This is a genomic window from Desulfobotulus alkaliphilus, from assembly GCF_007830435.1.
Lineage (GTDB): Bacteria > Desulfobacterota > Desulfobacteria > Desulfobacterales > ASO4-4 > Desulfobotulus > Desulfobotulus alkaliphilus.
Genome location: NZ_VLLC01000014.1, coordinates 74,306 through 94,063, shown reverse-complemented (window position 1 = coordinate 94,063; position 19,758 = coordinate 74,306). Strand labels below are relative to the sequence as shown.

16 protein-coding genes are annotated in these 19,758 nt (G+C 51.4%); 5 read left to right on the top strand and 11 right to left on the bottom strand.

Going from position 1 to position 19,758, the window contains the following annotated elements:
* The 4 genes from LZ24_RS10115 to LZ24_RS10100 form a co-directional block, all read left to right on the top strand.
* A partial coding sequence (locus LZ24_RS10115; RefSeq protein ID WP_281282286.1) for a calcium-binding protein occupies nucleotides 1-884 on the top strand: 884 nt, incomplete at its 5' end.
* Between the two features lie 64 nt (nucleotides 885-948).
* Nucleotides 949-2,283, top strand: coding sequence for a TolC family protein (locus LZ24_RS10110; RefSeq protein ID WP_246118576.1), 1,335 nt, complete (start codon nucleotides 949-951; stop codon nucleotides 2,281-2,283).
* Nucleotides 2,280-4,376, top strand: a complete 2,097-nt coding sequence (locus LZ24_RS10105) for a peptidase domain-containing ABC transporter (RefSeq protein ID WP_144685108.1) — start codon at nucleotides 2,280-2,282, stop codon at nucleotides 4,374-4,376. The genes LZ24_RS10110 and LZ24_RS10105 overlap by 4 nt, the downstream gene beginning before the upstream one ends.
* A gap of 3 nt (nucleotides 4,377-4,379) precedes the next feature.
* Nucleotides 4,380-5,687, top strand: a complete 1,308-nt coding sequence (locus LZ24_RS10100) for an HlyD family type I secretion periplasmic adaptor subunit (RefSeq protein WP_144685106.1) — start codon at nucleotides 4,380-4,382, stop codon at nucleotides 5,685-5,687.
* A gap of 332 nt (nucleotides 5,688-6,019) precedes the next feature.
* Here the strand turns inward: LZ24_RS10100 and LZ24_RS10095 are convergent, their stop codons facing one another.
* From LZ24_RS10095 to LZ24_RS10060, 9 genes are all read right to left on the bottom strand, one after another.
* On the bottom strand, nucleotides 6,020-6,394 hold the full coding sequence (locus LZ24_RS10095) for a hypothetical protein (protein ID WP_144685104.1): 375 nt from the start codon (nucleotides 6,392-6,394) through the stop codon (nucleotides 6,020-6,022).
* A 70-nt stretch (nucleotides 6,395-6,464) separates the two neighbouring features.
* Complete coding sequence (locus LZ24_RS10090) at nucleotides 6,465-7,493, bottom strand: OmpA family protein (RefSeq protein ID WP_144685103.1); 1,029 nt, start codon at nucleotides 7,491-7,493, stop codon at nucleotides 6,465-6,467.
* 505 nt (nucleotides 7,494-7,998) lie between these two features.
* Nucleotides 7,999-8,754 carry a substrate-binding periplasmic protein gene (locus tag LZ24_RS10085; protein WP_144685101.1) on the bottom strand — a complete coding sequence of 252 codons (756 nt, stop codon included), beginning with the start codon at nucleotides 8,752-8,754 and terminating at the stop codon, nucleotides 7,999-8,001.
* A 141-nt stretch (nucleotides 8,755-8,895) separates the two neighbouring features.
* Nucleotides 8,896-9,675: a co-chaperone DjlA gene (gene djlA / locus LZ24_RS10080; RefSeq protein WP_144685099.1), complete on the bottom strand. Its 780-nt coding sequence runs from the start codon at nucleotides 9,673-9,675 to the stop codon at nucleotides 8,896-8,898.
* 44 nt (nucleotides 9,676-9,719) lie between these two features.
* Complete coding sequence (locus tag LZ24_RS10075) at nucleotides 9,720-11,339, bottom strand: FumA C-terminus/TtdB family hydratase beta subunit (RefSeq protein WP_144685097.1); 1,620 nt, start codon at nucleotides 11,337-11,339, stop codon at nucleotides 9,720-9,722.
* A gap of 148 nt (nucleotides 11,340-11,487) precedes the next feature.
* Nucleotides 11,488-13,191: a GspE/PulE family protein gene (locus LZ24_RS10070; protein ID WP_144685095.1), complete on the bottom strand. Its 1,704-nt coding sequence runs from the start codon at nucleotides 13,189-13,191 to the stop codon at nucleotides 11,488-11,490.
* Nucleotides 13,192-13,262: 71 nt separating this feature from the next.
* Nucleotides 13,263-13,397, bottom strand: a complete 135-nt coding sequence (locus LZ24_RS17955) for a hypothetical protein (protein WP_281282285.1) — start codon at nucleotides 13,395-13,397, stop codon at nucleotides 13,263-13,265.
* Nucleotides 13,394-13,777, bottom strand: coding sequence for a response regulator transcription factor (locus tag LZ24_RS10065; protein WP_144685093.1), 384 nt, complete (start codon nucleotides 13,775-13,777; stop codon nucleotides 13,394-13,396). The genes LZ24_RS17955 and LZ24_RS10065 overlap by 4 nt, the downstream gene beginning before the upstream one ends.
* A gap of 117 nt (nucleotides 13,778-13,894) precedes the next feature.
* Nucleotides 13,895-15,427 (bottom strand): RimK family protein, encoded by a 1,533-nt coding sequence (locus LZ24_RS10060; protein ID WP_144685091.1) that lies wholly within the window; start codon nucleotides 15,425-15,427, stop codon nucleotides 13,895-13,897.
* A 251-nt stretch (nucleotides 15,428-15,678) separates the two neighbouring features.
* Here LZ24_RS10060 and LZ24_RS10055 point away from each other — a divergent pair, with 251 nt between their 5' ends.
* The gene (locus LZ24_RS10055) at nucleotides 15,679-16,056 is read left to right on the top strand and encodes a hypothetical protein (RefSeq protein ID WP_144685089.1); all 378 of its coding nucleotides are present in this window, start codon (nucleotides 15,679-15,681) and stop codon (nucleotides 16,054-16,056) included.
* Here the strand turns inward: LZ24_RS10055 and LZ24_RS10050 are convergent.
* Together LZ24_RS10050 and LZ24_RS10045 are read right to left on the bottom strand one after the other, a co-directional pair.
* On the bottom strand, nucleotides 16,046-16,831 hold the full coding sequence (locus LZ24_RS10050) for a TIGR02757 family protein (protein WP_186443056.1): 786 nt from the start codon (nucleotides 16,829-16,831) through the stop codon (nucleotides 16,046-16,048). The genes LZ24_RS10055 and LZ24_RS10050 overlap by 11 nt on opposite strands.
* A 438-nt stretch (nucleotides 16,832-17,269) precedes the next feature.
* Nucleotides 17,270-19,729 (bottom strand): DNA internalization-related competence protein ComEC/Rec2, encoded by a 2,460-nt coding sequence (locus LZ24_RS10045; RefSeq protein WP_186443055.1) that lies wholly within the window; start codon nucleotides 19,727-19,729, stop codon nucleotides 17,270-17,272.
* Nucleotides 19,730-19,758 lie beyond the last annotated feature (29 nt).

Below are 19,758 nucleotides of genomic sequence, written 5' to 3'. Positions count from 1 at the left end.
ATGTCACCCTCCACCACAACAGCAGGGACGGACTGGGGATCATCGAGTTCGGCGAGGGCATATCACTGGAGGATGCGCGCCTGGAGCGCCATGGCAACCATCTGCACATGCTCCTTGGCGAGCGGCAGATGGTCATGCAGAACTGGTTCTCCCAAGCCCGCTATCAGGTCGGTGAGTTCCATCTGGCAGACGGCACCGTGCTCAATGCCACAGACTGGGTCACGGCCCAAACCCTGCACAGCGAGGCACTGCCCGGCAATCAGACCCTCCGCGGCCACGACGGTGTTAACATCATGACCGGCCACGACGAGGGTATCAACCACCTCCATGGCGGTGCCGGGGATGATCTGCTCATTGCAGGCAAAAACGATCGCCTCTACGGCGGAGACGGCAACGACACCCTCATTGGCGCGGATGGTACCAGCTACCTCTACGGCGGAGACGGGGATGACATTTTGATCGGCGGCCGGGGGAACGATTTCCTTGAAGGTGGCCATGGAGATGACACCTATCTTTTCAGTCCGGGGGACGGGCAGGATGTCATCCGGGAAACTTCTGGATTTGATCGGATTCTTTTTGATGGCGGCCTTGGTGTTCTTGATGTTGCTTTTTTCAGGAACGGAAATCATCTTGAAATCGGATATGGCAGTGGCACAGACAAAGTGACAGTCAGCAATCACTTCGCCCATACCAATTACAGGGTGGAAGAAGTGCATCTGACGGATGACGGAGCCTATCTCACCTCATCGGATATTGATGCCATCATTCAGCAGATGTCAGCCTATGCGGTCAAAGAAGGAATTGCTCTGGATTCCCTGGATGCGGTTCGTCGCAACGAGAGCCTCATGACCATGGTTTCAGCCAGCTGGCAGCCTGCGGCCTGATTGAATTAACCCTTAACAGATCACCGGTCGGCATTGCCCGGCCGGTGACGGAATCTTTGTGAAGATGTTTTCTGATGCGTGCATCTTAAAAAAATTCAAACTTTTCTACCTATGTCTGATTCCCTTTGTCTGTGGTTTTTCCCCAGCATTCGCCGCAGTGCTTGTGCTGGATGAACTTTTAGAGAAAGCGGAGGCACATTCCCCGGACCTTCAGCTTGCCAGAAGCGATATCAGACTTCGATCCCTTGATCAGAGGGAAATTCGGTCCCTGTGGCTGCCGACCTTATCCTTAAGATACGATTTCGGCCATCTCTGGACCTTAGATAAAAGGGATAATGTTGTGGCAATCGGTGATGGTGTAAGCGCCAGCGATTCTTCAACCTGGCAAAATTCCCTCAGTTTGAATGCAAACCTGCTTCTCTATGATTTTGGTGACCACAGATACCGTATGGCGGGTGTGCAGAATAAAATTCGTTCCGCTGAGTTGCGGTATAAAGAAATGCAGCAGCAGCTTTTTCTTTCTGTGCTGGATGCCTTTGCCCATGGTTTGCAGACCCAGCAGCGCGTACAGATGACAAGCGAGATCGCAGTGCTCAGCCAGCGTGCATTCCGGGCCTCGGAACGCTTACTGGAAGCAGGAAAAATCGGTCAGTTCCAGTTGCAGGAAGCTGCCATGCGGCTGGCTGTTGCTTCCACCCGAAAGGAAGATGCGGAGGCCGAAAAAATCCGCAGCCTTGCACGCCTCTCGGAGCTGACGGGAGATTCTTATCCGGTGGGTGAGGTCAGGTTTGCCCCCCTGAATTTCATGGCCCATAAAATTCAGGGGGATTTCAATGTGGAAGATCTTGCGGGGGTGAGGCTTTTTGATGCGGAGCTTGCATCCTTACAGGCAGAGCGGTCTGCCCTGCATCGGCAGATGCTGCCAAGTCTTGCCCTTTCCGGTAACTACAGATTTTATGCCGCAGACCGTGAGAGCCCGGGAAAAACCCTTGGGGAACTTTCAGAAAGGGATGCTGCCGTAACGCTGGTTGTGAACTGGGAATTTTTTTCGGGCGGCAGAAAGAAAATTCAGGTGGAAAGACTGGATGAGCAGATACAGAGGCTTACCATACAGCGCAGCCAGCGTATCGCAGAACTCAAACGGGAAATATCCGGCCTGGAACAGATTGCACTGCTGCAGGAATCGGGAGGGACGCATCTCCAGCGCAGGCAGGAACTTCTTGAAACGCAGACGGACGCCACAGAGCGCATGCGGATGGAAGGGCTTTTGGATTATACGGCGGCACTGGAGCGGGAAATGAATCTCCTGGAAGAATTTCTGGATGCGGAACTGACGCGTATCCGGCGTCAGGCGGATATCCTGCGTCTTCATTTTTGGAAGCAAGGAAAGGATTTATGAGCTCAGGATTGATCGCCTTTGAAGTGGTCGCCCGGCTGAACCGGGTGGATGTGGATATTCGCGCTTTGATGCGCCAGTATGATGTACAGCAGGAGGTAAGCCCGGAAGAATTGCTGCGCATAGCCAAAGGATGCGGATTCAGGGCCAAAATCAAAAAAATGACTCTGAAGCGTCTTGTCGGTTCCTACCCGCTTCCGACCATTGTCATCAGGGAAGACGGAAGCTATTCCGTACTTTTGAAAGTGGATGCGGATGCCAAAAAACTACTCCTCTTTGATCCTGCCCTTAAAAAAACCACAGAAGAAGAGATAGAAGCTTTTGAAGCCTGCAACCATAGTTTCATAATTCTCACCCATCGGAAGTCACCTTCTACACATGGTTTTGGTTTTCGCTGGTTTTTTGTGGAAATTCTCAGATTCAGACGCATCATGGCGGAAGTGTTCATCGGCTCCTTTGTGGTGCAGCTCTTCGGGCTTGTCACTCCGCTTTTTACCCAGGTGATCCTGGACAAGGTTCTGGTGCACAGAACCATGACCACCCTGGATGTGCTGGCCGTGGCTTTTCTGGGAATCATCGTTTTTGAGCTCTTGCTCAACATCGCAAGAAACTATATTTTCATTCATACCGCCAGCAAGCTGGATGCCAAGCTTGGAGCCAAACTGTTCAGGCATCTTCTGGGGCTTCCCTTCCGGTATTTTGAGGTGCGAAAGGTCGGTGTTATCGCAGCCCGTGTCCGGGAGCTGGACACCATCCGGGAGTTTATCACCAGCAAGGCCGTGAGTGTGGTGATTGATCTTTTTTTCTCCTTTGTTTTTGTAGCCGTGATGCTGCTTTACAGCGTAAAGCTTACCCTTGTGGTACTGGCCTTTGTGTCTGTGATTGCCCTGCTGTACCTGATCATCACTCCGGAACTGAGGCGGAGACTGGAACAGAAATTTCAGATGGGCGCCCATTCCAGCTCCTACCTGGTGGAATCTGTCACGGGCATGCAGACCGTAAAATCCCTGGCCATAGAGGGGGCAATGCAGCGACGGTGGGAAGATCATCTGGGCCGCTATGTGAACTCCAGTTTCAGGCTGGCCAACATGGGGAATATTTCCGGAGCCCTGGCCGGGGCTTTGCAGCGTCTGATGACCATCAGCATCCTGTATCTGGGAGTGCGGGCTGTTCTGGATCATGAGATGACCATAGGGCAGCTCATTGCTTTTCAGATGTTTGCAGGCCAGTTTTCCGGACCTGTGCTGCGCCTGGTGACCCTGTGGCATGAGTTCCAGCAGGCCCTTCTTTCGGTCAACAGACTGGGCGATATACTGAACCATCCTCTGGAACAGACTTCAGACAAAGCCATCACCCTGCCCCGCTTACAGGGAGGCGTACGCTTTGAAAATGTCCGTTTCCAGTATGCACCGGGCAGTACCCAGGTGGTGGACGGGGTTTCCCTGCGCATGGCACCGGGAGAAAGCCTGGGGATCGTCGGTCGCAGCGGAAGCGGCAAAAGCACCCTCGCAAAGCTTCTTCAGCGGCTCTACATCGCCAATGAGGGCAATATTTTCATTGATGATATTGATGTCCGCCACTTAAACCCCTTCTGGCTGCGCTGCAATATCGGTGTGGTGCTTCAGGAAAATTTTCTTTTCAGTGGTACCATCCGGGACAACATTGCCCTGCCAAGACCCGATGCCCCCATGGAGCATGTGTTGCAGGCCTCCATGATGGCGGGAGCCCATGAGTTTATCGCACAGCTGCCCGAGGGCTATGATACGGAAGTCACGGAAAGGGGAGGCTCCCTTTCCGGAGGCCAAAAGCAGCGCATCGCCATTGCCCGTGCCCTGATTACCAATCCCCGCCTTTTGATTTTTGATGAAGCGACAAGTGCGCTGGATTATGAATCTGAAAAAGTCATCCGGGATAACATGAAAACCATACGAAAAGGTCGCAGCATTCTCATTATCGCCCACAGGCTTTCCACCATAAAAGACTGCGACAGGATTGTTGTAATGGAAAAGGGAAAAATTGTGGAAAGCGGCACCCATGAAGGCCTGATGGCCCGGAAGGGCTATTACCATCATCTTCACTGTCAGCAGGAGGGCTAGTCCATGGCATTCAATGAAAAAGACGGACATGAATTCCGTCCCCTGCTCGTTGAAATAGAACAACGCCCCCTGAACCCATTGGGCCGTCTTACCTTCTGGATTCTGCTGGCGGTTATTTTTTTAGTTGTACTCTGGCTGACCCTCGGGAAAATTGATGTTGTGGTGACTGCCAGGGGCAAGGTAATTCCCGCAGGAGAGGTGAAGGTGGTGCAGCCCCTGAACGCCGGCGTGGTCCGAAGCATCCTGGTTCAGCCCGGAGATCTGGTTGAAGAGGGACAGGTGTTGATGGAAATCGATCCATCCGACATCGACCCAGAGCTTGAATCCATGCGCATGGAGGTGCAGCAGGCCGCCCTTGCCCTGCTGCGGCTGGAGAACCTGCTGGCGGATCAGGAATTTATTGCCCCTGCGGGGTATGATGCTTCCCTTGTTCGGATACAGCAGGATCTGTATTTCGCCTTTCGGGATCGTCTGGATGGACAGATCCGCGTAAAGGAACAGGAAAAACAGCAGATTACTGAAAAGCTCCAGGCACAGATCAAGGTGGCCCGTCAGGCAGGGATCCACCATGCCCAGGCCCTGGAGCGTTTAAGCCGTTTAGAAAAAGTTCAGGATCTGCTCAGTCTGGATGAAATGGAGCAGGCACAGCTCAGCGCCAGTGAGTCTGAAACCCTGAAGCGCAATGCCCACCATGACCTTGAGGCTTTACAGGCAGGATTGAAAAGGGTTGAAGAGGAAATGACCCTTTTGCGGGATGAGGAAAAGACACGTCTTCTGACGGAACTTGCGGAAACAAGGCAACGCCGGACTGCCCTTGATGCCAGAATTGAGCAGGCGGAATTCCGCAGCAGACGACAACAGATTACGGCTCCGGTTAAAGGCTATGTTGCCCATCTTCAGCTTCATACCGTAGGCGGTGTGGTTACCCCCGCAGAGAAACTCGCCTATATTGTTCCCGTTGATTCTCCCCTTTTGATCAAGGCTCTGGTCTCGGGCAGGGATGTGGGCTTTATTGAAGCCGGGATGTCCAGCTCCATCAAGATAGATACCTTTGAATTCCAGAAGTACGGTCTGATTGATGGGCATTTGATCCAGATCTCCAAAAACAGTGTTGAAGATGAATCTTTAGGGCTTATGTTTGAAATTCTTGTACAACCAGAAAAAACCCATCTGTGGGTTGAAGGACGCGAGGTGGAAATATCGATCGGCATGGGTGCAACCGCGGAACTCAAGGTAGGCAAACGCCGTATCATTGAATTTTTCATATATCCCCTTATCCGGTATCTGGATGAGGGTGTTCGTGTGCGATAAGGTTTGCCTGGAGCATAGTTCTTAAACTTAATTTCTAATTATGCACTATTTAGTCCCTTGAAATGTAATGATCCGCTTCAGCGCCGACGTCGGCTGGAAGCGGTTGTTAGAACTCGAAATGTCGACGTAGTGTAGGCCCAAGTTCTTTGGCGACTTCCTCTGCGCTAACAGGAGACGACAACCGAAGAAATTTAAGCTCATTTTCTACAGTTGGGAGGCCTATTTTTGTTCCAAACAACCGAAATTACAATGTCTCACTTTGTAAAATCTCTAACCCAACTTCGTCAAAATTGATCGATTAACGGGTGTTTTTTGCCAAAAACCCAACATTTTTATACCATAAACCCTTGAAATAATTGACTCCAATCAGGTGAATTTCGAATGTAGTGGCCCATAGAAGAAATAATAATTTGCCCCCCCCGTTTTTTAGCTACAGTGACGGGCATGTATATCAAACGCGTCCGTACATCTAACCGTAACAGCAAGAAGGTGTATGAATCATTTTGAGTCTGGGGATTCTCGATGTGCCCCAGGAACAGTTCAAAGAGCTTGCCAATGCCATTGAAGCTCTGCTTTATGGGCAACTTCAGCTTTTTGAAACGGATCTTCATATCGAAAAAATTGCCCGCAATCCGGCGGACATGATCCGGAGCAGACAGGCTGAGAATCAGTCTCTTCAATCCTCTGATACGATACCAGATGCGCATACGCCTGACTCTATAAGCAGGTGGAGGAAGGACTGCTCCAAAACAAGCGAAGCTGGCCCTGCTTCAGCCATCATTCCGTCGTCTCTAGCCGAACGAACTCAACCCGCCTGTTCTGGGCTTTTCCTTCCTCGGTCGCATTATCGGCCACGGGCCTGGAAGCGCCCCACCCTTTTGCCGTCAGGCGATCCGGGCTGACCCCCTTCTCAGCCAATGCACGGACGACACTTTCAGCCCGCTGCTGGGAAAGACGCTGGTTAAGCTCAACGTTTCCATCGGAGTCCGTATGGCCTTCCACGGAAAAGCGAAGATCCTTATGATCCCGCATGAGCTGAAAGATCTGGTCAATGACCCCGGCTGACTCCGGCCTGATGTCGGCCCTGTTCACGTCGAACTGAATTTCCGTGGTTGAAAAACGCCCCTCCGACATGACGCGCTCGTAAAGCGGCATGCCACCTTCGGCCACAACCACGTTTCTGATGAACGCATCCGAATTGGGTCTGGCATTGCTGGGACGCCCTCCTTGGATCTGGAAGCTGCGCAATTCCTCCTCGAAACGGGGGACATTCAAAACACGAACGCCGTCGGAAAAGATGCGGAGTTCATGCTGATTGAACGAGAGGGCCAGCCGTCTCCACCCCGGCTGAAAACCGGCCCTGGTTTCAGAAGTGCTTCCTTCGGCAACGGTACCGCCTCGCCCGCCCAATGTGAACCGCTCTCCATTAAAACGCAGTGTACCGGATCTCCGCCCATTTTCATTGAAGAAGCTGACTTCGTAGGCATGCTGCCTGAGATCGTTCATCAGATAATCGAATTCAATGGTAAAGGCCTGTGGCAAATAGCTTTTTTCCCGCATCAGCGGGGCGACTTCCGTCCGGGTCACCAGCAGCGAAAGGACGTTTTCCCCTTCGTATCGGGCCACTTCCGCACTTCCCCTTACCAGTCGCCACTGTGAGGGAAACTCTCCTGCCTTTTCATGTTTCAGATTGTCCTCAAAAATAACGGTGGAGCCACGCACAAACGCCGCCTGACCATAAACCGATGAGGCCATCAGGCTAAGTGAGGCAAGGCCGATGACACATTTCAATAGAATATGCTGCATGGTATTTTCTCCTTTATCAATGAGTCAATGCACATGTGGATGATGCAGGAACATGCTTCAGAAATAAAAATTCAATGTAATTATTACGGTTTATTCCGAACCGCCAACACTGTAATTGCAGCAGCTTTGTACTGTTGCAAGGCTCCGTGGCTATTTGCAAGGGACATTGCAATCGTTTCGGATCAGAGCTTTGAAGGCCTGTGCGAAAGAAGCGGCAAACTGTCTGAGCCGCCACAAAGGCAGCGTACCAAGGCCTGTTATGGTAATCAAAAAGCTTATCCTGTCTGTGGCGGGGAGTTTTTGCCGCTTCCGCACAGGGCAAGAAGCTCCCGAATAAGATTGCGTCACGGGCAAATAGCCTGGGGCCTGTGCATCTGCCTTACAGGTGGTACTTGGAAAACTGTGCTGAACAGCAACCCACGCCGTGTTACGGCGCTTTGTCATAAAGTAACTTTTGAAGTTACTCAGAAGAAGTTACAATTTAATAAGACTGTTTTATGTCCTGCTAAGGGGCCAATAGGTATTTCTGTATTATTTCATCATATTTTCCATTCTGTCGGATCTCTGCCAGTCCCAGATTAAATTCCTTTTTATGCTGACGATTTACAAATGCCACTCGATATGGGGTTTCAGGGAAGAGATGATATTCTACCACCGGCTTAACTGATTCAATTCCTGTTTCCTTAGCATGCAGATAATAATTCAATATCCTTGCTTCACCAATGACAAGATCAGCTCTGCCTGCAAAAAGCATCCTGATTTGTAGGGCCTGATTGGCCACTTCCCGGTACCGTGTTTTATCATCTGTCATCAAAGCAAATTCAGGGCCTAAAACAATAGAGGCCCGCTGAAAAGCAACAATACTCTTACCCTTCAGATCTGTAACTGAATTTATCTTAAGCCTGCTGCTTTGCAATCCCAAGGCAATATTGTTAAAAATAATATAGATATCAGACAGGTATCGGCCTGTTTCATGGGAAGGCAGAATCCTCGCAGCCACATCAATACCACCTTCTTTTACGGTTTCAATAAGACGGGCAAGAGGAAAGGCTTCAGGTTTTACAGTATAGCCCCTTGCAGCAAAGGATTCATTTATTATTTCATACTCAAGGCCACTGAAGGCACCGCAGCTGTCCAGCATTACATAGGGGGGAACAGGTGCAAAGCCGACGGATATAATCTTATCTTGGGCAGACAGGGAAAAATCAGGGCTGAGGAAAAAGAAAATCATTAGAATAAAAGCAACTTTTATACGCTTCATAACAGCCCCCCTTTTTTCTGATAATTTCTATTAATCCTTATCCTTAAAGAAATTATCAGAAAATCTCAACTCCCTGTGTCAGATCCAGACTCATTTCGGCCAGTGATGGAGGCACTGAATTCAGCTAAGACCGGCCCGTTCTCAGGACATCCCCCGACTCTTTTTTATGGTTTCATAGGCTTCCTGGATGGCCCTGAACTTTTCTTCGGCAAGTTCCGTAAATTCTTCGGGAAGTCCCTTGGATGCAATGGCATCGGGGTGGTATTCCCTCACCAGCCTGCGGTACTGTTTTTTTACCTCGTCATCCGTGGCTGAAGGATCAAGGTCCAGCACATCATAGGCTCCCTTGCCCGTTTTCATGTACCGGGAACGGAGCTGTTCATAAAAGGAAGCGGGAAGTCTGAAAATCTGCACGGCACTGCGGATCATCCTCTCTTCCTCGGAAGCCAGCTTCCCGTCACTCACCGCCACCCGCATGAGAATGTCCGCCATCAGCTCCAGAATCTGCCGCTGGTTCCTGAAGGCATCGGCAAACTGTGCGGCAAAGGAATCAAAGCTTTCGGGAGACTGCACCGCTGTACGAAAAATCTGTATGGCAATTTTACGGGAATCGGCATTCAGGCGCAGATCCTTTTCCATGATTTCTTCTATGGTGCGAATCTCCACTTCGGAAACCCTGCCATCGGCCTTGGTCAGCTTGGCCAGCATGGAAAAGGCCGCCACAAAAAAGGTCATGTGCCGGGTGTCATCACTGGCTTCAATGCGCCTGTACCCATAACCCGGACGCCCTCCCTTTCCGGCAAGGTAGGCATCATCCCTTTTATCAAAACCGTGGCCAAAGGCCGCCCCGAGAATGGCCCCCAGAGGGCCGCCTATGGCAAATCCCAGAGTGCCTCCCACCAGTTTTCCTATCCAGCCCATATATCAATCCCCATGATTTCTTTTATATCCACCCATGAAACAGCTCAGCCCTTCTGCACAAGAAAGGACTCGTAAAAATCATTGCCCTTATCATCCACAATCACAAAAGCGGGAAAATCCCTCACCTCAATGCGGTATACCGCTTCCATGCCCAGATCCTTAAAATCAATCATATCCACCTTTGTAATACAATCCCTGCCAAGGCGGGCCGCAGGGCCACCGATGGAACCCAGATAAAAGCCCCCGTGCTTTCTGCAGGACTCCCGGACCAGAGATGAGCGGTTACCTTTGGCCAGCATCACAAGGGAAGCCCCCTGCTCCTGAAAACAGGGAACATAGGGGTCCATGCGGCCTGCGGTGGTTGGCCCGAAGGAGCCGGAAGCATACCCCGCAGGGGTCTTGGCAGGGCCTGCATAATACACCATATGATCCCTGAAATAGGAAGGAAGACTCTCTCCCCTTTCCAGCATGGCCTTCAGCCTTGCATGGGCAATGTCCCTTGCCACCACCAGAGGACCATTCAGCATGACACGGGTGGCAACCTTCAGTTTTGACAGGCAGGCCCGTATGGCATCCATGGACTGGTTCAAGTCAATGGACACGGCTTCTTCAGGTTCAAATGCCGGGTCCGGGAAAAAACGGGCCGGATCCCTGTCCAGCGCCTCCAGAAAAAGACCCTCCCCGCATATCCTGCCCAGAATATTTCTATGGGCCGAACAGCTCACGCCCACGCCGATAAAACAGGAAGCCCCATGGCGGGGAAGGCGAATCACCCGCACATCATGGCAGAAGTATTTCCCGCCGAACTGGGCACCCAGCCCGAGACTGCGGCTCATTTCAAGGATTTCAGTCTCAAGGCTTTTGTCCCTGAATCCCTGCCCGTTCCCGTTTCCCCTGTCCGGCAGGGAATCCAGATATCCGGTCGAGGCTAATTTAAGGGTTTTCAGGGTGTATTCGGCACTCATCCCCCCCACCACCACAGCCAGATGATAGGGCGGGCAGGCAGAGGTTCCGATTTCGCCTAGGCTTTTTGCCAGAAAAGGAAGCAGCTCTTCAGGGGCAAGAATCTGTGCCGTCTTATTATAAAGGAAGGTTTTATTGGCAGAACCACCGCCTTTAGCCACAAAAAGAAAGTCGTAATGGTCGCCGGGCACAGATGAAATATCAATCTGGGCGGGCAGATTGTTCTGGGTATTCACTTCCCCATACATGGAAAGGGGGGCCAGTTGGGAGTAGCGGAGGTTTTCACCTGTATAGGCCTCAAATACGCCCTTTGAAATCCAGAAGGCATCGTCCGTACCCGTAAGTACGCCTTCGCCCTTTTTTGCCATGACAAGGGCCGTTCCCGTATCCTGACACATGGGAAAAACACCGCCCGCACTGATGGCCGCATTCTTCAGAAGCTCCATGGCCACAAAGCGGTCATTGGCCGAGGCTTCAGGGTCGTTCAGAATTAAGGCAAGCTGTTCCAGATGTCCGGTAGAAAGAAAAAAAGAGGCATCCCTGAAGGCCTCTCTGGCAAGCATGGCAAGTCCTTCAGGTTTTACTTCAAGAAAAGTCCTTTTTCCCAAGGATAAGGGCCGGATAAATTCTTTCCCTAAAAAACGCCAGCGGATGTCTTTATCCGCAGGACAGAGCACCTTCTGATATTCAAATGATTTCATTTTTTAAGGACCACCAGCAAATGGTCACAGATACGGTTCATGCAACAATCCTTCACAATAAAATGGAACTTTTTAGAGATAACTAAGGCCCGGCCACGAATGATAATTTCCAAAAAACAATCGCATCCATTTGGAATCTTTAAAAAAACTAATCCAAAACCACTGCCTTATCAATGACCCGGTTCACCTCATCGATGGTGGTCATCCCCCGCAGTACCTTTTTCAGCCCGTCGTGGTAAATATCCCTGAAGCCTTCTGCTCTGGCTGTGGCCTCAATTTCCACAAGGGAGGCATTTCTGGATACAAGATCCCGGATGTCATTGGTAATGAGAAACACTTCATGCAGGGCCAGCCTGCCAAGATAGCCTGTGAAATTGCACCTGACACACCCCTTTCCCCTGTAGAAGACAACCTTTTCTCCCTCCTTGCGGATGAAATACCGGTCCGCTTCCTCATCGGATAAGGTGTAGGATTCTTTGCAATCCTCACAGATTCTCCGGACAAGGCGCTGGGACATAACCCCCAGAAGGGCCGGAGATACGATGTAGGAAGGTACGCCAATATCCATCAGCCGGGTCGTGGCCTGAAGGGCTGTATTGCTGTGCAGGGTGGAAAGCACCATATGCCCGGTGAGGGCCGCCTGACAGGCTATCCTTGCGGTTTCCAGATCCCTGATCTCACCCACCAGCATGACATCGGGGTCCTGACGCAGAAAGGAGCGGAGTACAGCGGCAAAATCCAGCCCTATGGCCGCATTGGCCTGCACCTGATTCACCCCTTCCAAACGGTATTCCACGGGATCTTCCACCGTAAGGATGTTGATTTCATCGGTGTTCAGACGCTTAAGAACAGAAAAAAGGGTGGTGGTTTTACCGGAACCCGTAGGCCCTGTGACAAGAAAAACCCCGTTGGGGGAACTCGTCACCGCCTCAATATGGCGGAAGGTTCTGTGGGAAAAGTCCAGATCTTCAATGCTTGGAATCTCCCGGACTGCCAGCTGCCCGAGAAGCCTCATGACAACCTTTTCCCCTGCAATGGCGGGGGCGGACGAAAAGCGGATATCTATGGAGCGGTTTTTCAGTTTCAGGGAAATGCGCCCGTCCTGGGGTCTTCTTTTCTCCGTGATATCGAGACCGGCCATGACCTTCAGCCGGGACAAGACAGGGGCCAGCAGGGAAAGATCTATTTTCAGACGGGTCTGAAGCATACCGTCGATGCGGAAACGTATCCGCACCAGCTCATCCGCAGGATCAATATGTATATCCGTCGCCCTTTCCTTGATTCCTAAGAGAATCACGCCGTTGGTAAAATCCACAACGGCCTTGTCACCGGCTATTTTTTTAAGCTGCTCGTCGGTAATTTTGCTGGTGCCCTTAAAAAGCGAGTTCTCGGAAATTTTATTGATGAACTCTTCCACACTTTCTTTGGACTGATACTGAATCTGGGTGGCATCCTCAATGTCCTCAAGAAAGGCGAATACAGGACTGATGGGAAGACCCGCCACCTTGGACACCATTTCCAGAAGCCCGAGATCCTGAGGTTCAGCCGTCGCAACGGTGAGGGCAGAACCCAGACGATACAGGGGAATAATTTTCTTCTGGATGGCCAGATCCCTTTTGATCATGGCAATGGCATCGGGCTGAAAAATACTTTTTACCAGATCCACATAGGCATAGCCGATGGCATCCCCCCAGAGCTTTCCAAGAAAGCCTTTGGAGGCCACCCCTCCCTTGTGAAGAAAACTCAGAATCTCAAGATCATTCCCCTTAAATTTTTCCCTGAGATTTTGAGCATCCTCATCCGTGAGGAAACCAAATTCCACCACTTTTTTAACAAAGGAAGGATTGTTCATGGCAAAGAATCCTTTAATTTTTAAAGTTTCTCCAACGCGCTATGGGTGACCTTCAATCCGGCCGCCTCCCCCTATTTTTTCTTCATTTCCTTCAACATTTTTCTGATCTGATCCTGGGAGAGCTTTCTGTTCATATCCTGTTTTTTAACCTCTTCATCCTTACGGATTTCATCCATCAGCTCGGAAAGACGGTATTTTTCTTTCATACCTCCACCTCCATATCCCCTATGATCTCTTTAATGAGTGCCGCCATTTCCTGATAGGGTGTGTCTTTTCTTATATAATCATCGGCTCCAGCCTCAATGCAGCGGGTAATGGTGCCCGCATCGGCCACGGAAGTAAGCATGATGATTTTTGACATGGGAGACCTTCTCTTCATATCCGCTATGACCTCATCTCCTGTTTTAACGGGCATATTGATATCCATCAAAACAAGATCCGGCATCTCCTTTTCCACAAGCAAGAGGCCTTCATCCCCGTTAACCGCCTCACCCACCACATCAAGCCCCGCCCTCTGCAATACGGTTCGCAGGAAAAGGCGTATATGGGCCTCATCGTCCACAACAATACTTCGGATTTTTCTCATCCATCCTCCCCAGGGGATGCGGCAGGCATCCCCTTTTCACAACCTGCCTCACCATAAATCATGCCTGATACGAATCTTAAAAAAAAAATCCGTCAAAAAAGGCAACAGCCGCTTTTATCACAGATGCCCGTCACAGCCCATGGTAACACAGCTTCCATTTCCATGGCATTTTTTACCAGCCCCGGTTTCACCACCGCTTTTTTTACGTATCACGGCATCATGGAAGTAGCCCATGATACGGTCATAAAGGGCTTCCTTTAAAACGGCATCCTCTATTCCCGCATCGATATTGGGATTGTCGTTGACCTCAATGACATAGGCTTTTTTCCCGATCAGCTTCAGATCAATACCATAAAGACCGTTTCCCACAAGCCTTGCAGCTTTCAGGGCTGTTTTCAAGACAATATCCGGCACCGCTTCCAGGGCCAGCGTGGTCGCATCTCCCAGACGGCTGTTGCCGGTCTTCTTCCAGTTCACAATCTGCCAGTGACTCCGGGCCATAAAATACTTACAGGCAAACAAGGGTTCACCCGCCAGCACACCAATGCGCCAGTCGTATTCCGTGGGGGTGAAAGCCTGGGATATAATCAGATCGGAACCCTCCAGAAAACGCTCCGCCTCCCGGAGAAAGGAGGCTTTGTCATCCACCTTGACAACGCCCTGGGAAAAGGCACTGTCCGGCTGCTTGAGAATACGGGGCCAGGATCCGCTGAGTGCCGCCTCCCTGAGGGTCTGGCGTGAAAGGATGCGGGTTTCCGGGGTGGCAATGCCGTGGTGGGTCAGAAGCTCCGCAAGGTACACCTTATTGGTACATTTGATTATGGAAAGGGGATCATCCACCACCACAAGTCCTTCGGCTTCCGCCCGCTGGGCAAAACGGAAGGTGTGGTGATTCACGGCTGTGGTTTCCCGTATGAAAAGGGCATCAAAAAATCCGATGCGGTGGTAGTCATTACGGGTAATCAGGCTGACATTCAGCCCCATCCTCTGGCCGGCCCGGATGAACCGTTTCAGGGTTGCAGCGTTTGATGGCGGCATTTTTTCTGCCGGGTCCGTCAGAATGGCAAGATCATAACCTTTTTTTTCAGGCCTTCTGCTTTTAGATCCCCGGCCCGCAAGATAGGATTCCGCAAAATCCACAAGATCCTTAAAATGGATATCCGGAATTTCACTGACTCCGATCATGCGCATGGTGCGGATCTGCCACCTGCCATCCTTTTTCATGAAATTGACCCTCAAAAGAGGGCATTGGAAAAGGTTGAAGATTTCCATGGCAAGCCTGTCATAAAGGGGATTCAGGTTCCTGCCAAAATAAATGCTCAGCTCAAACTCTTCCCTTTGCAGGCTGGCAAGGGTCTTCTGGATCATCCGGTCCAGATCTTCCGTAACAAGGCGCACCACGGGCATGGATTTGATATCCTGCACCGAAGCAATGGTCGGAAAGGCCTTATGGCCTCTGGCCGCAGCCAGCAGGGAAACATAGTAACCCGTGGACTGGTACCGGTAAGAACGGCAGAGATTGAATACCCGTGCCCGTTTCATGGTAAGAAAACGGGTCTCCATAAGGTACTCACGGGATCCCACAACTTCCGCGCCAGAGATGGAGACAGGCCATCTGGAAGGCATGTCCACCACAATAATATCATTCATGAAATAATGGCCTCGAATTCCTTTCCCGGAATCAGGATAAAAAAGTTTTACATTGTGAGGCTTCAAGGCTGCCACTGCGCCGCTTCACCGTTAAAAGCCTAATACGCCAAAGCTTAACAAAAAAACAGTCTGAAAAACAAAGACACAAATTTTTATTTTTTTCCCTTCCCATTCAAGACTTTATGCTTTATTATAAAACAAAGTTCAGTAGTATGGCGGGTTTCACCCCCATGGCTGCAAAGGAGGTTCCCATGATTCAGCCCATTTCAGGTACAAACAACCCTTATAACGTATCCCAGATCCAGCAGGTGGCCCCAAGGCCTCCCCAAAGTCAGGAGCTGGAACAGGTTCAGCCCAGACCGCTGCAGGATGCGGCCATATTTCAGCCTTCCGAAGCTGCGCAAGCGGCCATGGCTTCCGGATACGGCCCCGATGGTCTTGCAACCTCAGCACCGGCTTCTGAAACCCTTCAGGCTTCAGCTCCACAGCCTGCTGAGGCACCCACAACACCTTCTGCCGCTGAAAGGGCACAGAATCTTTACCAGCAGCCGGAAAGTGTGATCCGTGAATTCACCCAGATGGCCAATAATTCCATTCAGCAGGGCCAGCAGGTGGACATCATGGTATAAAATCTGCCAGAAACGCTGCGGGATCCTTCTTCTCAAGGATGCCCGCACGGGTCAGGGCAAAGTCATAGCGGACCGGATCTTCAGGTGCAAAACGGGCAAAGGCCCGGGTAATTTCCCTAGTGGTTTTTATATCTCCTGAGGTCCGGTCCGTCATTTTTGCAAGCCGTGCCATCCTGTGCATGTGTACATCTAAAGGAACAAGAAGTCTCTGAGCCCCCACATCCTCCCAGAGCCCCGTATCCACCGCATCCTTTCTCACCATCCAGCGTAAAAAAAGATGAAGCCTTTTACAGGCACTGCCCTTTTCAGGCCGGGAAAGCAGATGGCCCGGGTCCAGAGGGGCATACTTTAAAATTTCATCCACAAAACCCTGCAGGCCTTCTTCAATATCTCCGCCCCTGTCTTTCAGGGCAAAAACAGCCCTCAGGCTGCCATGCCGGTGCAGCACAGACTGAACCCCGCAGAGAAATCCCACCATATGGGAACCTTTGGCAAAACGATGCCTGAAGTTCCGAAAGGCTGTTTCCAGCCCGGACGGATTCATCTCCATCAGCCATGCCGCAGGATGGGGTCCTGTCAGGAAAAAAAACCCCTCCAGGGTTTTCAGAATCTGCTCCACCCGACCATAGGCCAGAGCTGCGGCCATCAAAGCCGCCACTTCGATATCCCTTTGATTTTCAAAGGCGTAAAGCGTCTCCAAAGGGTCTGGATGGACAAAGGCCCTGTGGGTATAGCGGTCATAAATGGCTTCCAGAATATCACGGGTAAAAAGCACGGAACTTTCCTTCAAAAAAACGTAACTATTCAGAATAGTTATTCTGAATTGCCAATACTGTAATTACAACAGTTTTGTATTGTTGCAAGGCTCCGTGGCTATTTGCAAGTGACATTGCAATCGTTTCGGATCAGAGCTTTGCAGGCCTGTGCGAAAGAAGCGGCAAACTGTCTGAGCCGCCACAAAGGCAGCGTACCAAAGCCTGCCATGATAATAAAAAGCTTATCCTGCCTGTGGCGGGGAGTTTTTGCCGCTTCCGCACAGGGCAAGAAGCTCCCGAATAAGATTGCGTCACGGGCAAATAGCCAGGGGCCTGTGCATCTGTCTTGCAGGTATGGTCTTTGGAAAAAGGTGCTGAACAGCAACCCACGCCGTGTTACGGCGTTTTGTCATAGAGTAACTTTTGAAGTTACTCAGAAGTTACTAAAAAACTACCTGTTACCACAGTCTGTCCCAGCGTCCGATGGGGGTATACCCCGCCCCAATGCCATTCTCCTTAAAATCAAGGGTGACGGCCCCTCCGGTATCCGTCCTGAACACCTTTACACCGGCGGCTTCCAGCCTGCGGAGAACTTCAACTGAAGGATAGCGGTAGCGGTTTCTGACGCCACATGAAATCAGGGCAAGGGAAGGATTCACCGCTTTCAAAAACGGGGCCTGCGTGGATGTCCGGCTGCCATGATGGCCCACAAGAAGCACATCGGAGGCCAGTGCCTCTCCATGGGTTTGCGCATAGTGATTTTCAGCCCTTCTTTCCGCATCTCCCGTAAACATCATGCTCCCATGGGGCGTTTGCATGCGGAAAACCAGAGAATCATCATTGACACTGGAAAAACGAAGTTCTCCGGGACCGAAAAACTCAAACATCGTTCCCTTAATCTCTATGGGTTTTTTTTCCATGGAAGGGTGCCGGATGCGGGTGCCCCGCTCCCTGAAGGCCGCCACAAGCTCCTGCCCCATCCTTTCCTCCATGGCAGCTTCGGCTATCCAGAGCTCCTTTACCCGGTACCGTTCCGCCAGATAGAAAAACCCTTTGATATGATCCCCATGGGGATGGGATGCCACCAGCACATCAATGGTGCGGATCTTCTGAAAATCCAGCCATGGGGAAAGAATAATGCGGCCCGTGTCCATGGAGTCAGGCCATGGGAAACCGCCACCATCCACCAGCATCACCCCGCCACCCGGCAGCCGGATACCAGCGGCCGAACCCTGCCCCACGTCCAGCATGGTCACAAGGGGCCGGGATGGTCCCATGCGGGAAAGGGTCCAGCGCAGGATGTCTCCTGACAGAAGCAGTATCAGAAAAAGGGCCAGCACCACCCTTGGTTTCTGCCATCCTTTTTTACTGTCAAAACCCAGCCAGAGAAGAAGAAAACCAAAAAAAATAAAAACTTCCAGCAGGGTCAGGGCACCGGGCCGCAATACGGCAAAGGGCAGGCTGCCCGTAAAACCTGCCAGTCCATTTCCCCACGAGGTCAGCACACCGGCCAGTTGCAAAAGCAGCTCGCCCCCACGGAAAAAAAGGGAGAGGAAAAGACCTGCCATGGCAAGGGGCAGGGTCAGCATTCCCATGAGCGGTACCATTACAAAATTAACGGCAATACCAATGAGAGATACTTCCCGGAACACGTAAAGGCAGATGGGTGCCGTAAAAAGAGCTGCAAAAAGGGAGGTCTTAAAAAGTCCTTTCAGCCACAGCAAAGCCTTCGCCCGAAAACCCTTTGCATCCCTAAAGGACTGGGGATACCGCTGAAACCCCAGAATCAGACCGGCAACGGCGGTGACACTGAGGAGAAAACCCACATTCACAAGGCGCTCAGGGTCCGCAGCCAGAAGAAGACCCGCCGCCAGCACCAGAAGGCTCCATACATCCGTACTGCGGTGCATTACCAGAACAAAAAGACCACAGGCCACCATGACCACAGCCCGCAAAGCCGAAGGGGCACCACCGGAAATCATGGCATAGGAAAGGGCCATGGCAAGGGCAGGAAAGGCTGCCACCCTGCGGGTCAGACCCCGCTCCGTAAAAAAACGAAACCACCGCAAAAGGCGCTCCGTAAGCCAGAAAACACCTCCTGCAAGCAAGCCCACATGCAGACCGGATATGGCCATGAGGTGGGCGATGCCGCTTTTTGTATAGGCTTCCCGCAAAGCAGGCGTCACATGGCCCCTGTCACCGATGAGCATGGCGGAAAGAACCGCTCCGGCATCTATATCCTGAACGTTAGACCGGATCTTTTCTCCCAGGAATAAACGGAACCTGTCCACGCCTGAGATAAAAGCATCCGCTTCCGTTTCCAGTATTTTAAGATCCCTGTCCCTGCACCAGATCCGGCCCATAATACCCCTGCCATGCTGAAATCTCCTGTAATCAAAACCTCCGGGATTCTCAAAGTTATTAAAAGGCCGGATTTTACCCTTCAACCGCACAAGGCTTCCCGGAAGGGGCATCTCAGCCTCACCCACCAGGGTGAACATCAGTTTTCCATTCAATAAGATCTTCTCACCGGAATCACGGCGGACTTCCACCTCTGTCAGATGGGACTGGGTTCTGCCATGGCGGGGCCTTGGCAGACCATGGATGCGGCCCGTCACTTCCACGGTATCGTCCATGGCAAAGGCTGTAAGGCGAAGGGCTTCCCTCTCCGGCCCGTGAACCTGAAGGCCGGTCAGGTGACCGACGGCAACAAAACATAAAAGTGGAAGAAAACAGGAAAAAAAGAGGGAGCGGGAAAGGAAAAGAGACAGGGCCAGAAGAGCGAAGCCGATCAGGCTGACCAGCAGTATCCAGACAACGGACAAGGGCCAGAATCTGGCCCAGAAAATACCGGCAGTAAAGGCCAGCAAGAGGGGAATGGCCGGCCTTTTCCAGAATGTCAGAGAAGAAAAAAGCACAGATTTCAGCCCATGGTTACGGGTATGGA